Annotated in this window: 14 protein-coding genes; 8 read left to right on the top strand and 6 right to left on the bottom strand. The window is 46.7% G+C overall.

The annotated features are described in order from the left end of the window. Nucleotides 1-7 precede the first annotated feature (7 nt). On the top strand, nt 8-1,003 hold the full coding sequence (locus L3Q72_RS10940; RefSeq protein ID WP_275129982.1) for an AraC family transcriptional regulator: 996 nt from the start codon (nt 8-10) through the stop codon (nt 1,001-1,003). Between the two features lie 30 nt (nt 1,004-1,033). On the opposite strand, the gene traF is transcribed toward L3Q72_RS10940, so the two are convergent. Further along, nucleotides 1,034-2,155, bottom strand: coding sequence for a conjugal transfer protein TraF (gene traF, locus L3Q72_RS10935; RefSeq protein WP_275129981.1), 1,122 nt, complete (start codon nt 2,153-2,155; stop codon nt 1,034-1,036). A 399-nt stretch (nt 2,156-2,554) separates the two neighbouring features. Between traF and L3Q72_RS10930 the strand changes: the two genes are divergently transcribed. Beyond that, a complete protein-coding gene (locus tag L3Q72_RS10930) occupies nt 2,555-3,577 on the top strand; it encodes an IS110 family transposase (RefSeq protein ID WP_275129409.1) in 1,023 nt (340 codons plus the stop codon). A gap of 409 nt (nt 3,578-3,986) precedes the next feature. On the opposite strand, the gene L3Q72_RS10925 is transcribed toward L3Q72_RS10930, so the two are convergent. Next, entirely contained in the window at nt 3,987-5,234 is a 1,248-nt protein-coding gene (locus L3Q72_RS10925; protein ID WP_275129980.1) for a uracil-xanthine permease family protein, read from the bottom strand. Between the two features lie 237 nt (nt 5,235-5,471). Here L3Q72_RS10925 and L3Q72_RS10920 point away from each other — a divergent pair, with 237 nt between their 5' ends. Then, nucleotides 5,472-6,662, top strand: a complete 1,191-nt coding sequence (locus L3Q72_RS10920; RefSeq protein WP_275129979.1) for a DUF2066 domain-containing protein — start codon at nt 5,472-5,474, stop codon at nt 6,660-6,662. A 61-nt stretch (nt 6,663-6,723) separates the two neighbouring features. Here the strand turns inward: L3Q72_RS10920 and arsC are convergent, their stop codons facing one another. Together arsC and L3Q72_RS10910 are read right to left on the bottom strand one after the other, a co-directional pair. Continuing rightward, the gene (arsC, locus tag L3Q72_RS10915; RefSeq protein ID WP_275129978.1) at nt 6,724-7,074 is read right to left on the bottom strand and encodes an arsenate reductase (glutaredoxin); all 351 of its coding nucleotides are present in this window, start codon (nt 7,072-7,074) and stop codon (nt 6,724-6,726) included. Nucleotides 7,075-7,094: 20 nt separating this feature from the next. After that, nucleotides 7,095-8,549: a M48 family metallopeptidase gene (locus L3Q72_RS10910; protein ID WP_275129977.1), complete on the bottom strand. Its 1,455-nt coding sequence runs from the start codon at nt 8,547-8,549 to the stop codon at nt 7,095-7,097. Nucleotides 8,550-8,785: 236 nt separating this feature from the next. Here L3Q72_RS10910 and L3Q72_RS10905 point away from each other — a divergent pair, with 236 nt between their 5' ends. The 3 genes from L3Q72_RS10905 (at nt 8,786) to L3Q72_RS10895 (ending at nt 15,065) form a co-directional block, all read left to right on the top strand. After that, the gene (locus tag L3Q72_RS10905) at nt 8,786-9,859 is read left to right on the top strand and encodes an AI-2E family transporter (RefSeq protein WP_275129976.1); all 1,074 of its coding nucleotides are present in this window, start codon (nt 8,786-8,788) and stop codon (nt 9,857-9,859) included. A gap of 74 nt (nt 9,860-9,933) precedes the next feature. Next, nucleotides 9,934-10,959, top strand: a complete 1,026-nt coding sequence (locus tag L3Q72_RS10900; protein WP_275129975.1) for a two-component system response regulator — start codon at nt 9,934-9,936, stop codon at nt 10,957-10,959. Between the two features lie 47 nt (nt 10,960-11,006). Then, complete coding sequence (locus L3Q72_RS10895; protein ID WP_275129974.1) at nt 11,007-15,065, top strand: response regulator; 4,059 nt, start codon at nt 11,007-11,009, stop codon at nt 15,063-15,065. 210 nt (nt 15,066-15,275) lie between these two features. Here the strand turns inward: L3Q72_RS10895 and L3Q72_RS10890 are convergent, their stop codons facing one another. After that, the gene (locus tag L3Q72_RS10890) at nt 15,276-16,649 is read right to left on the bottom strand and encodes an L-serine ammonia-lyase (protein WP_275129973.1); all 1,374 of its coding nucleotides are present in this window, start codon (nt 16,647-16,649) and stop codon (nt 15,276-15,278) included. Nucleotides 16,650-16,661: 12 nt separating this feature from the next. Continuing rightward, the gene (locus tag L3Q72_RS10885; protein ID WP_275129972.1) at nt 16,662-18,218 is read right to left on the bottom strand and encodes a sodium/solute symporter; all 1,557 of its coding nucleotides are present in this window, start codon (nt 18,216-18,218) and stop codon (nt 16,662-16,664) included. 339 nt (nt 18,219-18,557) lie between these two features. On the opposite strand from L3Q72_RS10885, the gene L3Q72_RS10880 reads away from it, so the two are divergent. Continuing rightward, entirely contained in the window at nt 18,558-19,856 is a 1,299-nt protein-coding gene (locus L3Q72_RS10880) for an MFS transporter (RefSeq protein WP_275129971.1), read from the top strand. Nucleotides 19,857-19,941: 85 nt separating this feature from the next. After that, on the top strand, nt 19,942-20,955 hold the full coding sequence (locus tag L3Q72_RS10875) for a nuclear transport factor 2 family protein (protein ID WP_275129970.1): 1,014 nt from the start codon (nt 19,942-19,944) through the stop codon (nt 20,953-20,955). Nucleotides 20,956-20,987 lie beyond the last annotated feature (32 nt).

The raw sequence follows: 20,987 nt of genomic DNA, 5'->3' as shown, positions 1-20,987 counted from the left end.
GTGTGAAATGAAAAGGGCAAATAAGTTTGTTATCTCTCCCACATGGAAATTGCTGCTAAGTGATATGCAGATAGATATCAATGCGGTACTGGCCAATGCCAGGCTTCCGGCAGACTTGTTTAACCGGCCAAATCCCACTCTTTCACCTGTGGAATATTTTCAGCTCTGGTATGGAATTGATAAAGCGGCGGGAGAGCGACAGCTCCCGCTTCTTCTGGCAAGGCATATGACGGTGGAGTCATTCGATGCACCGATATTTGCGTCAATTTGCAGCCAGGACCTTAATACCGCCGTATCACGGCTGAGAGAGTACAAACCTCTTATCGGGCCTATGATTCTGGACATAGAAGAGACAGAAAAAGAGACCAGACTTGAAATAAGCTGTTATGGTCATCAGGGGCCGCTTCCTGCCTCACTGAGTTTAAGCGAAATGGTATTTTTTACTCAGCTTGCCCGTTTAGCCACCCGTGAACCTATTACTCCTCTGGCGGTGGAGTTACCAGAACTGCCGGAGAACACCGAAGAGTTTGAATCTTATTTCGGCTGCAAGTTAGAACCGGGTAAGCAGGTTGCAATACGCTTCAGTGCAGAAGATGCCCGTAAACCCTTTATGACTCAGAATGCCGCTATGTGGGAGTTCTTTGAAAGTAAACTTAATCAGAAGCTGGCGGATATGACATCCAGTGCTAATACGGTGGACAGGGTGCGGGCTGTTTTACTGGAAGCGCTGCCCGGCGGACAAAGCACCATAGAACACGTGGCTGAAAAACTGGCCATGAGTAAGCGCACACTACAGCGTAAACTGACAGCTGAAGCGGAGACGTATCAGTCAGTTTTGCAATCTGTCCGTGCTGAATTAGCGGACCATTACCTGGAAAAATCCAGCATGTCGCTGGGGGAGATCTCTTTTCTGCTGGGATTTAGTGAATCAAATTCATTTATCCGCGCTTACAGCTCCTGGAAAGGGATATCGCCGGGGAATTACCGGGAGATGTTTCACTAAGTGATTTTGTGGCTTATTCATTCGTTTAATTTACAAAGTTACCTTAAGGTTCATCATAAAACCAATTGAGCTCTCTTTGCGATAGCTGTAGGCAAGATCAAGGTGAACGACTTGCCATGGGCTAAGACCAATCCCCATGGTGAGTAAGTTGTCCACTGTATCTTCCAGATCTGCTTCATAGCCAACCCTGAACTGGATCCAGCCGGATGTTCCCATTTCCGCACCGAAACGGACAAATTGTGTTTCATCATCCAGATGAGAGAAGTGCTCTTGTTTATTCAGATCAATGTCCGCGGTGAGCACATAGTTATAGCCGGTATATGCGCCTCCTAATGTGGCATATGGGTTTAATTCATAGTGGCTGCTTTCATCAACATCTACTTCTTGTCCGATAATATCTCTGACTGACAGAGCCATGCGCCAGGGTCCTCTGTACCAGAGAGCACCCAGGTCAAAGTTCACTCCGCTGCCATAGTTTTTTACCTCTGCATCGTCAACGCCGGATGTATCCTGGGAGGTTCGGGTACTCATTTTCTGATACTTGGGAGAGATTCCCAGTGAAATCGTTTCTCCGCGGATATTCAGTAACTGCGCAAAGGTCACACCATAGTTTGCAACAAAAAAGTGGTACTTATCGTGTGTTGAGTTTTCGATACGATCTTTGGTGCTTTCCACTGAACCGGTTTTATAGTCGGCTGAATGAACACTATCAACTCTTGTGCTCTCTCCCTGGATAAAAAAACTTATTGGCAGGACGGCATTTGGAATAGCGAAAGCATATGCCGCTTCCATATTACTCATATCGATGGCTTTTCCATCCAGTGAGCTCAGGTTGTTGTTTGTCAGTTCAATCAGTTCAGAAGAGATGTTTTCCGGCGAGAGTGAGTACAGGTCATCGAACTGCTCTATCCCCTTTACTTTATTGGCGTTCTCTTTGTTTTGTCTGTAGGCATAACTGGCGGCAATGACAGCACCAAATCCATGTAACTGGTCTGGCGTAGCCAAAAGGGCCGGGTTATAGAAAGAGGCGACAGTATAGTCTGCACTTGCCACCCCCGCTTTTCCCATCCCGGTACTTCGGGCGTCACTGGCGATTGATATTGATGGAAGAAGGGCAAGTCCGAGAATTCCGAACAGGGACTTAAAACACATAGATTATCTCCATAGTCACAGCACTGAAGTAACAAAAATAAGGCTGGTATCCTCTTGAAATGGTGAGGAAAATGCAAAAGGAGATTTGTTATTTTTCTGAAAGTTTGTCAGGCCTGAGTCAGGCGGGAAGCGAGCGTTGCCATTTGAAATAGCATGCTTTCTTTATGCAATAATAACGTCAAATCACTCACCAAACCCTCGTTCCCATGCTCCAGCGTGGGAATGCATACTTCGGCTGAGATTTCCACGTAACACACTAAAAAGTAAAGAAAATCAGTTTGGTGACAGTTTGTACCCAGGCTGGTAACTTTGAGCCTGATATGCAATGGCATGGACTCCCTCACCTTCGTCGAAAATATCGGCTAAGGTAAGAGTGTCAACTAAAAAGGAGCCCATGCCATGAACAAGAATATCACTATTTCTATCGACCTTGCTAAGACTGTTATTCAAGTTGCGATAATTAATAAGCACGGAAAGCTTTCATCTAATCAAAAAGTATCTCAATCAAAGTTAATTTCAATGGTGGCTAAGCACCCCAAAGCTGTTATTTGTATGGAAGCTTGTGCAACGGCTCATTATTGGGGTCGAAAGTTCCAGCAGGCAGGACATCAAGTCTTACTCGTGCCTGCTCAGATCGCCGCTAAGTATCGCTCGGGAAATAAAAATGATCCCAATGATGCTTTGGCTATTTATGAAGCCAGTCAGCGGACAGATATTCATTTCGTTCCGGTTAAAACTGTTGAACAGCAAGATCTTGCCTGCTTACTAAGACTGCGGGAAGGTTATATTAAGCAACGAACACAGCTTGCTAACCGTATCCGGGGGCTTGCGATGGAATATGGCATCAAATTTCCCATAGGAATCAATTCGCTCAGAAAACAGCTACCGTTTGAGTTGGAAAATGCTGAAAATGAATTAACCCATGCTGCTCGGTTTATTCTAAATAATCTTAAAGAACAGTTGCTCGCGCTTGATACCCAAATTGATGATGCCACTCAAGCTCTTACCAATCAGGCAAAACAAAATGAAGATTGTAAGCTTTTAGCCTCGTTACCGGGTATTTCATGGATTTCAGGCAGTGCTTTGTATGCCAGGTTAGGAAATGCATCGGCTTATAAGTGTGGTAGGGATGCAAGCGCAAGCATTGGATTAGTGCCTGCTCATACAGGAAGTGGAGGTAGAAATATCAACCTTGGCATTACTAAGCGAGGAGATCGTTATCTCAGAGCTCTTGTCGTTCATGGTGCCCGAGCTGTAGTTAGTCATGTCAAAGATAAAACTGATCCACTTAGTCAGTGGATACGCTCTCTGTTAGAGAGAAACCATGTGAATAAAGTCGTTATTGCTCTAGCGAATAAGATAGTCAGGATGGCGTGTGCCATATTGAAATCAAAACAGCCTTACCAGCTTAAGTTAGCTTAACTGAAATAAGGTAAAGCTGAATTTGGAGCAAACGACAAACCAGCGTAATAGCAAGTAATTAAGATAAAGTGTTAGCACAGCACACAAGGCAAACTCTGTGTGGGAATGAGGCAATAAATGCCTGGACTGCGATTAGAAGCCTTGTTAGTGGATTTAGCCATAAAGGTTCGGGGTAGCGCCCCATGATGAAACCGAATATACGTGCACTTGCATAAACTCTTATTATCTTAAACCACTTGTGTTACAGGGGGAGTCCATATACATTCCCACGGAGGACCATGGGAACGAGGCTTCTGCATAACTATTCGAGTTTTGATCTAATGCTTCAAGCAATAGTTTACGGTGACAGCAAATAAAAAACGCGAGCCTTAATAGACTCGCGTTAGAAACTTATATCAAAAGAAGCGAATTACGCATCTTCTTCCATCTGAGCGTTATCTACAACATGAGATTCGCCAAGATCATGCGGAAGGATAAGGTTAAGCAGGATAGCTACGATACCGCAAAGGCTGACACCCTGAAGGCTGAATTCGCCGATACCGAAAGCCATACCACCGATACCAAATACCAGAGTTACCGCAACAATTGCCAGGTTGCGTGACTTGTGCAGGTCGACATTGTTTTTGATTAGTGTGTTCAGACCAACAGTTGCGATAGAACCGAACAGCAGAATCATGATGCCGCCCATTACCGGAACCGGAATAGTCTGAAGAATCGCGCCAAGCTTACCAACAAGAGCCAGAACGATGGCTGTGACAGCTGCCCAGGTCATGATTACCGGGTTAAATGCTTTTGTCAGCATAACCGCACCTGTTACTTCACTGTAGGTTGTGTTTGGCGGAGCACCAACCATAGAAGCAGCCATAGTTGCCACGCCGTCACCCATAATAGTGCGGTGCAGGCCAGGCTTCTTCAGGTAGTCTTTACCCGTTACCTGAGAGATTGCCAGCATATCGCCAACGTGCTCAACTGCCGGAGCAATCGCCACCGGAATCATAAACAGGATAGCGTTGATGTTAAATTCAGGCATGGTGAAGTTTGGTAGAGCCAGCCATGAAGCCTGAGCAACCGGTGTGAAGTCCACAATACCCATAACAAGGCTGATGGTGTAACCAACAGCGATACCGCCAACGATTGGAAGCAGTTTAAGGAAACCTTTAGCAAATACGCTGATCGCGATTACTGTCAGCAGTGATGCACAGGAGATCCATAGAGCAAGGTCCGCATCCACAAGCTGAACTGCACCGTCACCGGTTTTGCCCAGCGCCATATTAACTGCGACAGGAGCCAGACCCAGGCCGATAACAATGATAACCGGACCCACAACAACCGGTGGCAGAAGTTTATGAATAACCTCCACACCTTTCGCTTTAATAACGGCACCCATAAGCACGTAAACCGCACCAGCTGCCATCAGGCCACCCATAGTACCTGCGATACCCCAGGTCTGGACACCGTACATAATAGGAGCAATAAAGGCGAAGGATGAAGCGAGAAAGATAGGAACAGAGCGGCGGGTGATAAATTGGAATAAAAGAGTACCGACACCGGCTCCGAAAAGTGCAACGTTTGGATCAAGACCTGTAAGAAGAGGAACAAGAACCAATGCACCAAATGCGACGAAGAGCATTTGAGCGCCTTGAATTACGTTTGTCATGATGGTTTCCATTGTGTGTTAAACAAAATTCGCGGGATTCTATCACTTAGCAAACGTTTGCTTTAGGGGTTCAGATCAAAAAAACTGTGATAAAGTTATCAAAAACATAAATAAGACAGATTGAACTCAGGCCAAATTCTCTCCTCTGACAAAGGTAATTACCTTGCCCCTCTATGCAGAGTTGTTTACCATTTAAGGAGTTACAGTTATCAGACTACTTACAGTTTTAGGGGCACTATGCGCTTTTTCACTTTATTGTTAATGGGATTATTTGTTTTTCCTGTTCAGGCGACTACGAAAGTAAATGTTTTTAGCGTGGAAGTCATGCTGGATACCAACGACGCTGAAGCCGAAACCAAAGCTCGTTCAGAGGGTCTGAAAAATGTCATTGTCAGGGCCTCTGGCGAAAAAAATGTGGCGGATAATGCGATAATTAAAAAAGCATTAAGAAGCAGTTCAAAGTATCTTTCACAGATCGGCTATGGTGAGCAATCAGGAAATCCTACGCTGAAAATGGTTTTTAACCCGCCACAGATTCAGTCGCTACTGACTCAGGCGCAATTGCCATACTGGTCAGATGAAAGGGCAAATCTAGCCGTCTGGGTTGTTGAAGAAAACCGCCGCGGACGTGAGATTCTTTGGGAACAGTCTGAAAGTCCGTTTATCAATCAGCTTCGTTACTATGCCGCACTGCGTGGATTACCGGTTACCGTGCCCGTTGGAGACTTTGAAGATGTGACCGGTATTGCGCCAACGGATCTCTGGGGAGGTTTCTTAGAACCTCTTAGTAATGTCACCAAACGCTATCCGGTTGACGCCGTGCTTGTGTTGCGTGTTCATAAAATGGGTTCAAAAGATGGTATACGCTGGTCGCTTTACGACTCAAAGCCTGAAATGCTGACCTCGTTATCACTGCAGCCTGTTAGTGGAACACAAGTGGGCCAGACGGCTCAGGCGCTTGAAAAAGTGATTGATGAGGTCACTAATTACTACGCTCAGAAAAGTGCAGTGAAAAGAACGGGAGAGTCTTCAGAATCTGTCCTTGCTGACTTTATCGGTATCAGCAGTGCCAACAGTTTCTTTGTTTTAGAAAAGCAGTTAAAGCAGATGCAGAGTGTTGCATTTGTAGAAGTGGTTCAGGTAGTTGGTCAGCGTGTTACCTTCAGAGTGAATCTGCTGGCTTCTGATGCTGAGTTTGAAAATGAACTGATTCAGAACAGCGATATCAAAAAAATTGACCGTGAGTTTACCGAAGCCGTTCCGCAGCTGGATGTGGTTCCTTCCGACAATGTGGAAACCGGAATAACGCCTTATGAGGGAAGCTCTGAAGCCAATACTGTTTCAGCAGAAGAGAAATCAGACCTTTCTTCTGGCAGTGAACTCTCAGGAATATCAGAAAATAGTCTGATATATGAGTGGCTAAGATAATTTGAAGTGGGTTAGCTTTAAGTAAGCCGGACAGTCGTTGAGCTTGTCCGGCTTTTTTCTTTTACAGTATCTCTAATACCTGCTCCGGCGGTCGGCCAAGTCTGGCTTTTCCTTTCGCCAACACAATAGGCCTTTCAATCAGCTTAGGGTTTTCTGCCATAGCCTGAAACAGTTGCTCATCGCTTAGCTCCGGATTGCCCAGATTCAGCTCTTTATAAACCGCCTCTTTGGTTCTCATCATCTTTCTGACTTCAGCTAACTCCAGTTGCTGAAACAACGCTTTTAAATCCTCAGCAGAAGGTACATCTTCCAGATATTTTACCACTTCAGGTGTGACGCCATTTTCTTCTAACAGCGCCAGTGTCTGACGGCTTTTTGAGCATCTTGGGTTGTGATAAATCACGACTGACATAAGCTTTCCTTAAGATTTAGTTATTGTAGGGATAAAAATCTGTCCCGCTGAACCATGAGCTGATCAATCCGGGCGTCGTACCTTGCCTGCTTTAAGCTGCCCAGTTCCGCAATCTGGCTTGCCTGAGTATAGTTCATCAGTGCTTTGTTCCAGTTTGCCCTTAATGCAAAGATCTCTGCCCGTGCAGCCAGCTCTTCGTCGGTGATACCCAGGCTGTTATTGGCCTTTGCCAGCAGTTGCCAGCCATTGGTATCGCTTGGGTTATCATGGGTATATTTCTGTAGCAGGGTGATAGCAGCCTGGTTGTTGCCCGCCTCCTGCTCAGCATTGGCAAGGTTTAGCATAAGCACCGGGTTATTTGGCTTCAGTGTCAGCGCCTTCTTCAGCATGTTTACCGAAGTTTCCGGTGACTTTTTATAGATATAAAAGTCGCTTAGCGCATCCAGATAGAACTCGTTTACAGCATCCTGTTTAAGCAGCTTTTTCAAAATTGGCTCAGCCAGATCCAGCTGCTTGTTATCCAGGTAAACCAGAGCTTTGCCGTATTCATATGCAACTTTCAGCTCTTCTGACGCTTTTTTTAGCTTTCTGTCAAACCAGTCGTGTGCGGCTTCAGGTTTGATGTTAGCGTAACGGGCTACAACTCGTGATTTTGCCAGGTGGTACTCAAGAGAAGGCTGTACTCTCATTGGCGGATAGCTTTGCGCCCTTGCCCGTGAGTCGGTAATACGATCTTCCGGCAACGGGTGAGTCAGCAGCATAGGTGGTGGTGTGCTTGCGTAACGGTATTCATCGGCCAGCCGGCTGAAGAAGGCCGGCATTGCATTGACATCAAAGCCGGCTTTAGCCAGCGTGCTGATGCCAAAACGGTCTGCCTCTTTTTCGTTACTGCGGGTGTAGTTTATTGAGCTTTGCATCTGTCCCGCTGTGGTCGCTGTTATCGCTGCTATACCTGCTTCAGGAGCTGCAATAGCCAGAAGCAGCGATCCTGCAAGAGCGGCGATAGTTGCCGGAGAGCGCCGCGCCTGCTCTTCCATGCTCCGGGCCAGGTGTCTTTGAGTGACGTGGGCTATTTCGTGAGCCATCACAGATGCCAGCTCACTTTCTGATTTGGCATGCAGGAAAAGTCCGGAATGCAGTGCAACATATCCGCCAAAGAAGGCGTATGCGTTGATTGCCCGGTTACGGATCATAAAAAAGTGAAAGGGTGTTTTTACATCGGATGCATTGGCGACAAGCTTGTGCCCAAGGTTTGAGATATATTGGTTCAGAACAGGGTCATTAATGACCGGCTGACCGGAACGAATCATGCGCATATAGGCGTCACCATAGATCAGTTCCTGATCAATAGTCAGAGTGCCGGCCGCAGCGGTACCTATATCAGGTAGTTCCAGATTGTTTGCCAGAGATACCGAAGGCGCGCAGATGGCGGCTGAAACACATAAGGCAATGGTTGCACTTACTTTTTTTAACATAAAAGTTTTTTTGCTCCGGATGAAATAACTACGTTTATATGACATCAAAGTTGTCGCTTGGTTTCTTTATATTGCTTTAAATATGGGGGAAAGTATCCCACTGAAGGAAAAAAACCTTTAACATAGTCTTAAAAGACTTAGAGTATAGGTTTCCTATAATAAGCAAAGGGAAGCAGAATGAAAGCCCGTATTTGGAATACCTGCTTGAACCATAACGAAAAAGAGAATCACATCTAATGCTGGAAATGCTAAATCGCTGGTATAAACGTCGCTTTTCAGATCCTCATGCGGTCAGTTTGGTCGTTATACTTTTTTCTGGATTTATAACCATATATTTCTTTGGCCATCTTCTGGCTCCACTGCTGGTGGCTATTGTCCTGGCGTATCTGCTTGAATGGCCGGTGATGAAGCTGATTAAGGTGGGTGTACCCAGAACCATTGCTGTTATCGTCGTGCTGATTGTATTTATCAGTATTATGCTGATTGCCTTTTTTGGTCTGGTTCCGACCATCTGGCATCAGGTTGGAAATCTGGTGAATGATATTCCGAGCATGTATATCGGGCTTCAGGAGTTTGTTGCCAAGTTGCCGGAAGAGTATCCGGAACTGGCCAACCTGCAAATCGTAGAATCTGCGTTTGAAAACGCGAAAAACCAGATGATTGGCTTGGGTGAGACAGTTGTTAAAGGCTCTCTTGCTTCTCTGGTCAGCCTTGCGACTGTTGTCGTCTACCTTATTCTGGTTCCGCTGCTGATTTTCTTCCTGCTGAAAGATAAAGAGCAGATGCTGAATATGCTGAGCAGTTTCCTGCCACAAAACCGCAGACTGGCTACCAAAGTGTGGAAGGAGATGAACCTGCAAATCTCCAACTATATTCGCGGTAAGGTGCTGGAGATCCTGATTGTGGGCAGCGTCAGTTATATTACCTTTGCTCTGCTTGACCTGCGTTACTCGGTATTGCTTGGTGTGGCTGTGGGCTTGTCGGTTCTTATTCCATATATTGGTGCTGCGGCTGTTACCGTGCCGGTGGCTATCGTAGGTCTGTTCCAGTGGGGCGTGGTTCCGCAGTTTTACTGGCTTCTGGCTGCGTATGCCGTTATTCAGGCTCTGGACGGTAATGTGCTGGTGCCGGTGCTTTTCTCCGAGGCGGTAAACCTTCACCCGGTGATGATTATTGTTTCAGTACTGGTGTTTGGCGGGCTTTGGGGGTTCTGGGGGGTTTTCTTTGCTATCCCTCTGGCAACGCTTGTAAAAGCGGTCTGGAATGCGATTAAGAGTCAGGATGACGACACCGCTGTCGCTGAGCAGTAAATAACTATTTTCATATATAGCTCTTATATGCTGCATGGTTTACAATTGATCGTATCAATACGGGGATTGAAACCATGGCAAAAGAGAAAGCAACGGTACTGGTCGTTGATGATACGCCGGAAAACATTGATGTACTGAGCGAAGTACTGAAGGAGCAATATCGGGTAAAAGCAGCACTTAATGGCAAAATTGCACTGAAGATTGCCAAAGCTACGCCTCGCCCCGATATTATCCTTCTTGATGTTATGATGCCTGAGATTGATGGCTATGAGGTTTGTAAAAAGCTCAAACAAGACCCTGATACCTGCAAGATTCCGGTTATCTTTGTCACTGCAAAGACGGCAACTGAAGATGAAGAGTACGGCTTTTCTGTTGGTGCTGCGGACTACATTACCAAGCCAATTAGTGCGCCTATAGTCCTTTCCCGTGTCAGAACCCAACTGAGTTTGTATGATCAGTCCCGCCACCTGGAAAAACTGGTCCGTGTCAGAACCTCTGAGCTAAATGATACCCGGCTTGAGGTTATCCGCCGGCTTGGTCGTGCTGCTGAATACAAAGACAATGAAACCGGGCTGCATGTCGTCCGCATGAGCAAATATACTCAGCTTCTTGCCCGTAAACTGTCTGATGATGAAGCCTGGATTGATCTTCTGTACAACGCAGCTCCCATGCATGATATTGGTAAAATTGGCATCCCGGACGGTGTTTTGTTAAAGCCGGGAAAGCTGGATGCTGATGAGTGGGCAACGATGCAAAAGCATGCGGAATACGGTGCAGAGATCATTGGCGAGCATGCTTCTCCTCTGCTTCATATGGCTCGTGAAGTGGCGCTTTATCACCATGAAAAATGGAATGGTAAGGGCTATCCTTATGGTTTATCCGGGGAAGCAATTCCATTAACTGCCCGGATTATTGCCATAGCGGATGTGTTTGATGCATTGACCAGTGAACGTCCTTATAAAAAGGCCTGGTCTGTGGAAGATGCGTTAAACTTAATTCAGGAAGAAGCGGGTGAACATTTTGACCCTTCTCTGGTACCGTTGTTTATAGAATGTGTGCCGGATATTATTGAGATCATGCAGCAATACGCTGATCATTAAACTTTCCCTGTAAACCGAAAGCTATCCCTTTCTCTGAGGAGACGACCTTGGTTAACGAAAATATCTTCAAGCGAGGCCATTATCTGGTTTCGCTTGTCACCGTTACGGTAGTTATCTTTATTGCCGGAATCTTTTACTGGTCTGATAAATATTTTTCAGCAGTAGAGCGCTATGCCCTGACCGATGAGCTGGTATATCACCTGAACACTGCCAGATTGCATGAACTTTCCTATACCCGAGATAACCTGGATTCAGAAGCTCAGAAAACCCTTGATTCCATTGATGAAATTTTTAGTATTCTTAACCGTTATGACAATGAGATAGAAGAAGAGCTGGAAGGGCTGAGTAAAGAAGTAAAGATCTTTATCGATGAACTGAATAGCTACCGGGATCACTTTTCTAATTTCGTTAGCCAGCGCCGCGCTGCAGGAGAGCTGAGAAGCGCCGTTTCAGATTTTGCCACCAAAGCGCTTCATTTGATTAAAGAGCAGAAAATCAGTGCGCAGAAAACGGCAGAACAGCAACGTCTTGATATTAAAGCTCTGACTGAGCGGATAAATGTGATCTCCGGAAATACCGAAGGCGTCACGGATATCATTGTGCTGGCCGACCGTACTCAGGTTTATGAAACCCGCTTTGCCAATTCTCACCGCAAGGATGATCTGGAATATATGCTGACCGAGAGTCAGGCGATGTCGAAGACGATTTCAGGCCTGATGTACACAGTAAAAAACAGTCAGAGTCTGGAGCTTGTCGGCGATCTTAGTGCAACTTATGAGTCTTATATGCGTGTGCTGGGAAGTGTCAGAAATGAATATGCAACATCAAAAGATCAGGCTGTAACCGGCAGCGCTGAATACAAATCCATGAATCGTCTGTTAAGTGAGCTTGTCAGCTATACGCTTGATCTGAAAGCCAATCAGGACAGAGTGCTGACCGGTAAACGTCTGGAGCTGGCGGAAAAGCAGGGTGAGCTTGGCAGGAGCGTCTGGATATATAGCGAAGTTGATGAATTGCTAAAAGATCTGAATGAATCTATCCAGATGGAGAAGGATTTTTCTCAACTGGACTCATCTCGTACGCAGGCTATGTATGCCCGAACGGTTGCGGAAAAGTTGGGCCATCTGGTATCAGGTGCATCGGAGCTCGCTTCAGAAATTAACGATCAGGAGCAAAGACAAGGGGTAGAAACTTTCATCTCTTACGTGAACCAGTATATGACCTTTTTTAAAGAGGTGGTTGAGCTGGATATGGCGAACTCTGATGATACCAGCATCATGACGGTTTCGGTGGTCAATGCCAGTGATATGCTGCTTGCGTACAAGGAAATATCCAGCGCAACAATGGAGTCGTCACGCAAGAAAACCGACTTTATCTTTATTGTGGCCGTGGTGTTTGCTGTCACTCTTCTGTTGCTGATGATGGATATCCGTAAAGCGCAGTCAAAAATGAAAACTCTTGCGGATAATCTTAAAAAGGCCAATGAAGAGTCCGAAGAGAAACGCAGAACTCTGGTCACTCTGTTTAACAATATTCCTGACGCCCTGTTTGTGAAAGATAACGATGGTGTTTACACCGATGTGAATCCGACCTTCGCGAAAATTACAGGAAAAACCAAAGAGCAGATTGTCGGCAGCAGAGATACCGAGGTTTATGATTATGCGCCGGAGCTGGCGCAGAAGATTCAGGCAACAGACTGTCTGATCCGTGAAGAGTGTACGATGAAGAACTATGAGCAGTGGGTTGAGGATAAGTCTACTAATCAGCAGATGCTTCTGGATCTCATGCTTGCGCCTATGGTGGATGATGATGGCGAGAGTCAGGGATATCTTGGGATTGCCCGTGATATTACCCAGCGAAAGCTGCATGAAGATGAGTTGCATCAGTCCAAACTGGAAGCAGAGGCTGCCAATCGTTCGAAATCAGACTTTCTTGCCAATATGAGCCATGAAATCCGTACTCCGATGAATGCCATTATTGGTATGGCTAACCTGGCGCTGGATACGGAACTGAGCCAGCAGCAGCGCGGATATGTTGAAAGACTGAGCAGCAGTGCAGAATCCCTTTTAGGCATTATCAATGACATCCTGGATTTTTCTAAAATTGAAGCCGGGAAAATGGATATTGAGCGTGCCGAGTTCCGGCTGGAAGAGGTTATCGAAAACTTTGGTAACCTGGTTGGACTAAGGGCACAGGAAAAAAATCTGGAGTTTAACTTCGATATTGAACCGAGACTGCCAACGGCACTTATCGGTGACTCACTTCGTCTGGGCCAGGTACTGACCAACCTGGGGAACAACGCCGTTAAGTTTACCGATAACGGGGGGGAGATTCTGGTTAAGCTCTCTGTGGCGGAGGAGTCAGCAGATGAGGTTACTCTTAAGTTTGCTGTTCAGGACAATGGTATTGGCATGACGTCTGAGCAACAGAGCAAGCTGTTCCAGTCATTCACCCAGGCGGATTCTTCTACAACCCGGAAATATGGAGGCACAGGGCTTGGCCTGACCATTTCCAAGCGCTTTGTTAACCTAATGGGCGGGGAAATTTGGGTTGAGAGTGAGGCTGGTGTTGGCTCTACTTTCTTCTTTACTGCCAAACTGGGTAAGCAGAAACGTCAGCTGGATTTCCGCAAAGAGGTATCGGACAAGGTAGGTCAGCTGCGTGTTTTAGTAGTTGCTAGCAACGCCACTTCGCGGGCCATCTACGCACAGCAACTAACCGGACTGGATTTTGATGTTGTAACTGAAGACTGCCCGGCAACGGCGATATCACGACTGGAAATTGTTGATCAGCCCAATCCGTTTGATGTATTGCTAATTGATTGGGATTTGCCGGTACTTAGCGGGTTGGATACGGTACGAACAATCGAAAACAATCCGAATATCATCAATAAACCGAAAGCGATTCTGATGGCACCTTATGGCAAGGAGCAACTGTCCGAATCTGCGGAAAATCTGGGCGTGAACGGTATTCTGAATAAGCCGATCACGCCATCGAGTATGCTCGATTCCATTCTGATTGCGCTTGGTAAAGAGGTGGTCTTTGAGCACAGGTCGGCAGATAAGCCTCAGCTTCTGAATGAGGCTCAGGATAAATTGCGTGGCGCGCACATTCTTCTGGTAGAAGATAACGAGGTGAACCAGGAACTGGCTATGGAACTGCTGCGAAAAGCCGAAATTAAGGTGACGGTTGCAAATAACGGCGCAGAAGCACTGGAGAAGGTTGCTGGACAAGAGTTTGATGGCGTGCTTATGGACTGTCAGATGCCGGTGATGGATGGTTACGCTGCCACAAGGCATATCCGTGAAAAAGAGAAGTACGCCGCTCTGCCTATTATCGCGATGACAGCAAACGCTATGGTGGGAGACAGAGAAAAAGTGCTGGCAGCGGGCATGAATGACCATATTGCCAAGCCGATAGATGTTGAAGATATGTTTGTCACTATGGCGAAATGGATAAAACCTAATCCGTCCAGAAAAGAGCCGGTTGTAAACGAGTCATCTGAAGAAGTGCAGGATATTCCGCTGCTGGATTCCATTGATCAGAAAGAAGGTCTTAAACGGACGCAAAACAACAAGTCTTTATACAATAAGCTGTTGAAGTTATTTGCCAACAATAATGCAGGTTTGCCGGAAAGGTTTGATGTTTACGTCAGGGAACAGGACTGGGATAGTGCAGAACGTGAGGCGCATACTCTGAAAAGCACGGCCGGTACAATCGGAGCCGGTGAAATTCAGCAACTGGCGGAGCAACTGGAGCAGGCATGTAACGAGAAGTCGGAACAGGCTGATCAGGTGTTGCAGGAGCTGACTGCCAAACTTACCCCTATCGTTTCAGCTCTGGAAGCCTTCTATTCGGGAGTGCAGAAGCAAGCGGTAGAAACCAGCTGTAACAAGGGTGAGGTAAAAGAGACGATTGCCGCTTTAGAGGCTCTGATAGAAGAGTACGATACTGAAGCGCGGGTTGTGGCTCAGAAACTGGAGCAGCAGCTAAGCAGTTCGCCGTTAGCGCAGGATGCAGGAAAAATTGTGGATGCGATTGAGGGTTATGACTTTGATGGCGCAGAGCAGAGTCTGAAGGATTTGATTGGTAAGCTAGAACTCTGAAATTACTAGCATTTTCTCGTTCCCATGCTCCAGCGTGGGAATGCAGACCGAGGCCAGAGGAGAGCGGTATAGTCTTCTTTTTTACGCTTTTGTGAATGGCGTAACAAGTTGATTATGTTGGGTTTGTTTAGTCAGATATGCATTCCCACGTTGGAGCGTGGGAACGAGGGATTTCGGGAGCTTTTAGGTGAGGGGAGATAAAGCCAGTCTTCACTCACACGGCGGGGCCATATGAATTACGGCAAGCCCGCCAAGCGAGGTCTCGCGGTACTTCTTATTCATATCTTTACCCGTCTGATACATAGTATCAATCACCTTATCCAGAGAGATCAGACACTTACTGGTGCGCTTAAGCGCCATACGTGATGCGTTAATTGCTTTAATTGCGCCCATGGCATTACGTTCAATACAAGGAACCTGAACCAGACCACCGATAGGGTCACAAGTCATTCCCAGTGAATGCTCCATGGCGATTTCAGCGGCGATACAGATCTGCTCGTTGCTGCCACCTCTAAGGGCCGTCAGGCCCGCTGCTGCCATAGAAGAAGAGACGCCCACTTCACCCTGACAGCCTACTTCAGCACCGGAAATGGACGCATTGGTTTTATACAGAATGCCGATGGCACCGGAAACGGCAATAAAGTCGCGCAGGGCTTTAGTATCAAGAGGGCGGATAAACTGGTTGTAGTACATGAGTACGGCCGGGATAACGCCGGAAGCGCCGTTGGTCGGAGAGGTGATCACCTGTCCGCCGGAGGCATTTTGCTCACTGGCGGCAAAGGCGTAAGCATTAATCCAGTCCATGATTTCCATTGGGTCGTTGGTCAGAGCGCGGTTAGCTTCCAGCTTTTTCAGCAGGGCCGGTGCACGGCGGGTGACATTCAGGCCGCCCTCCAGAATTCCTTCGGTTTCCAGGCCTGTTGTGACACATGAAGACATCACTTTCCAGATCTTATCTGTCATCTGGTTAATCTCTTCATCAGTTCTGAAAGCCAGCTCATTGCGCATGACCAGCCCGCCAAGGCAGAAACCGTTATCTTCGGCCTGCTGCAACAGCTCTTCGGCTGAATGAAACGGAAACTCCACTTCGGTTTCTGAGCCGCCGCTGTTGCCTTGCTGCAGTTCATCAGCAGTGGCAATAAAGCCCCCGCCAATTGAGTAGTAAATTTCTTTCTCAACCAACTGACCCTCTGCATCAAATGCAGAAATACTCATGCCGTTTTCATGAAGCGGCAGGTTATCTGTATGAAACAGAATATCGCCATCACGATCAAATTTTACGGTGCGCTTTCCGAGTAAAGGCAGCTCACCGGCTTTGATACTGTCTGCCATCAGTTTATTTGCTGCAGCAATATCAATCGCGTCAGGCTTATTGCCCAGTAGGCCCAGAATCGTGGCTCTGTCAGTGTGGTGACCGATACCGGTCAGAGACAAAGAGCCGTACAGGTCAACCTGAACTCTGGATACCTGATCCAGCCTGGAATCCAGCTTGTTTGCAAACTGGTATCCGGCAATCATCGGGCCGTTAGTATGGGAGCTGGATGGACCAACTCCGATTTTGTAGATATCAAAGATAGATAGCATGGAACTTACTCACTAGGACAGGGCTGCCAGCAGCCAGTCAGGTATATAAAAGCATAAGCCAACTGTAATTGCCGCAAATAGTAGCAAGGATAGCTGGCTGGTAGTAGGTTTACGGTACAGAAGTTTCTGTTTTTGAATAAAGCTTAGCTGATCTTCTGTATTGCTTCCCCAGAAATAACTGGTGAAAAGGCCGGAGATCAGAAATACAGCGGTACCAACAGGGGCAAACCAGGGCCAGGAAACATCCATATTGCGGCAGATAGCGATAGCAATAATGCTGAGAATACTGCCAACGATGACTCCCTTCTCATTCGCTTTATCAAAGGCCAGCCCCAGCACAAAAGAGCCCAGACGGATGCCGACAAAAACCGAGGTCAGGCTGGCGATGGTTTTCAGAACCGATTCATTGGAAATCGCAAACAGCGCCGGGATCACCACGATAGCTGCGGTAACCAGACTAAGTTTACGGGCGATACCTTCGTAATGGTGGTCTGCTCTGTCTTTATTAATAAAGCGCTTGTAGATATCAAAGGTTGCCACGGTTGCGATGGAGTTATAGGTGGAATCCAGAGTGGACATAGCCGCCGCGGCAAGCGCTGACATAATCAGACCGACCACAACCGGATTGGTGTGATTGAACACAAAGTCCAGAATAATATTGTTGCTGTTTTCAAAGCTCTGCCCCTGATAGAAAAGGTAGAGCAGAACGCCAATCACACTAAAGAACAGATAGATAAAGAAAGCGCCGAACCCGCAAACCAGCATAGATTTCTGTGCGGTTTCAACATTTTTTGTTGCCAGCGTTCTCTGGATAATAAGCTGATTGGAGCCGTAAACGCTCAGGTGCAGAAAGGCAACGGCGACAACCCCTGCCCACAGGGTGGTATCCACACCCAGATCAAAATCCAGATTAACAATGGTGGCCTTTTCAGTCAGCTCGGCCAGCTGTGAGGCACCAGCGCCATCCTGAAGATTAAACAACAAAATAGCGAAAATAGAGGCGCAGCCGGTAAAGAGTACAACGGACTGAAGCATATCAGTCCAGATTACCGTGGAAATCCCGCCTGAATAGGTATAGAGCGCGGTAAACAGGGTGATATAGATAATGGCTTCTTGTATTGAGACCGGCAGGATTTGAACAAGGATAAGAGAAACGGCGTATAAAATAACACCTGCCGAAATGCACTGTACCAGGATAAACACCAGCGAATTGATGGTGCGGGCAACAATGCCGAATCTGTGCTCCAGATACTCATAAATGGAGGTCAGCCCCAGCTTATAGAAGACAGGGATAAAAAACACCACCGCAAAAAAGATCACGATAGGGTAGTTAAGATGAATGGCAAATGCCTGCATCCCTGTGTTGTAAACCCAGCCCGGCTGGCCGAGAAAAGTCATGGTGCTGATGTAAGTGGCCAGGATGGATACCCCGGCTGTAAACCAGCCAAACTGCTTTCCTCCGGTGGAAAAATCCCCTCTCGCAGCACTTTTTCGGTTCACTATATAGCTGATTAATAAAGTAGCAGCAGCATAAAACCCCATGATTGCAAAGCTTGAATACGTAACCATTTTGTTTTTGCCTTATTCGTACCAGTTTTATTCGTGGCGCCTATTTTACTCATAAAACGGAATTTGCGGATAAGTTTTATACGCAAACAGGCTTGTAAATGTGATTTTTATCACCTTTATACCTGGGTTTAACATCACGGTTACATAATTGTCCGCTCAGTAGATCTGGATCACGCATTTTATTATTTTGGGTACGTATTCATTTCTAATTTGATCATTGTCACAGTTAGGGTGTGGGTATTCTGGGTAATATTCCTCCGTCGGCTAATTCTGTTCCGATTTAGCCAAACAGATAAACAGAGACTAAAACTTAATACCCAGACAGAGGATTAATCGCTCATGACTTCTAAAATACACATGAACGAAGTTCCATTAGTGCAGAGAATCGCAGCTTACCTTGCAATACTGGTTGGCTACTTTTTTTACTGCTACAACTTTGTAATTGTTGACTATGTTCGCCCATATATCGTTGAAGCTTACGATGGCATTACACTTGCTGATACAGCGCAGTTCTATACCTGGCAGTCAGTTGGTGCACTTATCGGTGCATTAAGCTGTGCGTGGTTCGCAACAAACCTTGGTAAAAAATCTACTCTTATCGCGATCACAGCACTGAACGGTGGTGCAACCATCATCAATATGATGTTCACTGACTACACTACCTGGGCTCTGATGCGCTTTATTATCGGTATCTCTCTGGGTGGTTATTTCACCGTAGCGGTATCAACCATGATTGGCCTGTTTAAGCCAAGCGTGCGCGGTAAACTGACGGCTTTTGCATCAAGTATGTTCTCACTGGCACTGATGGTAATGGGTGCGTATGCAGCATTTATTTCAAGCATTGATGCACCATGGCAAAGCATTATGTGGGTTGGTGGTATTCCTCCTCTGGCTGCTGCTGTAGTAATGGTATTTATTCTTCCTTCTGACAAGAAAGTGATTGCTTACGGTGAAGAAGAGCAGGAGCAATCCGCTACTGACAGCGCTCCTTCGAAAAAAGGTTCATGGGGTGAAATGTTCAATGCGCAAAACCGCAAGATCACTATCTCCTGTTTGCTTCTGGCTGGCCTGAACTTCTACGGTTATCAGTTCTTCGGTGGCTTCGTAACCACTTACCTGAAAGAAGTACGCATGTTTGACGGTGCGACTGTTGGTATCATCTTCTCAATCTCTGCATTCGGCAGCCTGTTCGGTGCATGGGTTTGGGGTGCGATTGCTGATAAGTACGGTCGTAAGGTAAACGCATTCGGCTTTATCCTTGCGGGCGTCATGGCATCTATCTTCTTCGTTGCGCCAAGTGATGTAACAATCGGTAGCCTGAACCTTCTGGCTCTGCTTGGTCTTATCTACAACTTTGGTCTTTCTTCAAGTGCAGTATGGGGTGGTTACTTCTCAGAACTCTTCCCGGCTCATCTGCGTAGCTTTGGTGCTGCACTGTTCCACGGTGGTCGTATTATTGGTATGTGGGCGCCTATGGTTCTTGTATTCATCAAAGACCGTACCGACCTTACTACCGCAATGTGGGGCTCGCCAATCGTATGGATTGCTGCCGGTCTGCTTTGGTTCTCACTACCAGAGACTCTGAAAGGCGGGATCTTCTACAAAAACAAAAGAGCTGGTGAACCAGTAACTAACTAAATTTTAAACAACGTCAAAAGCTTACTCAGGGAGATACCTGTTCCTGAGTAAGCCAATATAAAGAAGACAATAACAGGATTGCATAATGAGCAAATATCAAGAAACCAAACGCATCGTTCGTGAGTACTTTGATGCGATGGAAAGCGCAACACCGGAATCCGTTGCAGCTGTGCTAAAGGATTATGTAAGCGAAGATTACCTATGGCGTGGAGTTTACCCATTCCGTGAACAGCAGGGTGCTGATGCGACTGCTGAGGTTTTCTGGGCACCACTGAAGAGATCTATGACTCGCATGCAGCGTCGTCAGGATATCTTTATCGGTGGTACCAATGAAATCAGCGGTGAGCAGTGGGTAATGAGCATGGGCCACTTCATGGGGCTTTTCGACGCAGATTGGCTAGGTATTCGCGCAACCGGGAAAATGATGAGCATCCGTTATGCTGAATTTACCTGTGTAGAAAATGGCAAGATCACCAAAACCGGCCTGTTTATGGACCTGCTGGGTGTGATGGATCAGGCTGGTTGCTACCCGCTACCACCATCAACCGGTCGTCACTTTGTTTACCCTGGTCCGCGTGACCACAACGGTCTGCTGTTTGAAGATGCACCTGAAGAAGAAGGTGTAGCGACACTGGCACTGGTTAACAAGATGGTTGATGACCTGAGTGCTCTGAACGACAGCGGCGCTATGGGCTGTCCTCCTGAAGTGCTTGAGAAGAGCTGGTCTAAAGACATGATCTGGTACGGCCCTTGTGGTATCGGTGCGTCTTACACCATTCCTCGTTACCAGCAGCAGCATCAGCTTCCTTTCCGTAATAACCTGAAAGATAAGAAGTTCAACGGTCACGTTTGTCGTTTTGCAGAAGGTAACTTTGCCTGTTTCTTCGGCTGGCCGAACCTGTCTAACACGCCTATCGGTGGCTTCCTTGGGTTGCCTGGCGGTGAAATTCGCGCAGATATGCAGGTTGTGGACGTTTACTACCGTAAGGATGACAAACTGTCTGAAAACTGGGTTCTTATCGATATCCCTTACTGGCTGAAGCAGCAGGGTCTGGATGTATTTGAACGTACTCAGCAGATCATGAACCCTGAGCTGTAATCAGCAGTTGTCGTTCCCTTAATGATGGGAGT

It is taken from the genome of Vibrio sp. JC009, from assembly GCF_029016485.1.
Taxonomy (GTDB): domain Bacteria; phylum Pseudomonadota; class Gammaproteobacteria; order Enterobacterales; family Vibrionaceae; genus Vibrio.
Note: the sequence above shows the minus strand (reverse complement) of the source record. Positions and strands in the feature narration are given on the sequence as shown.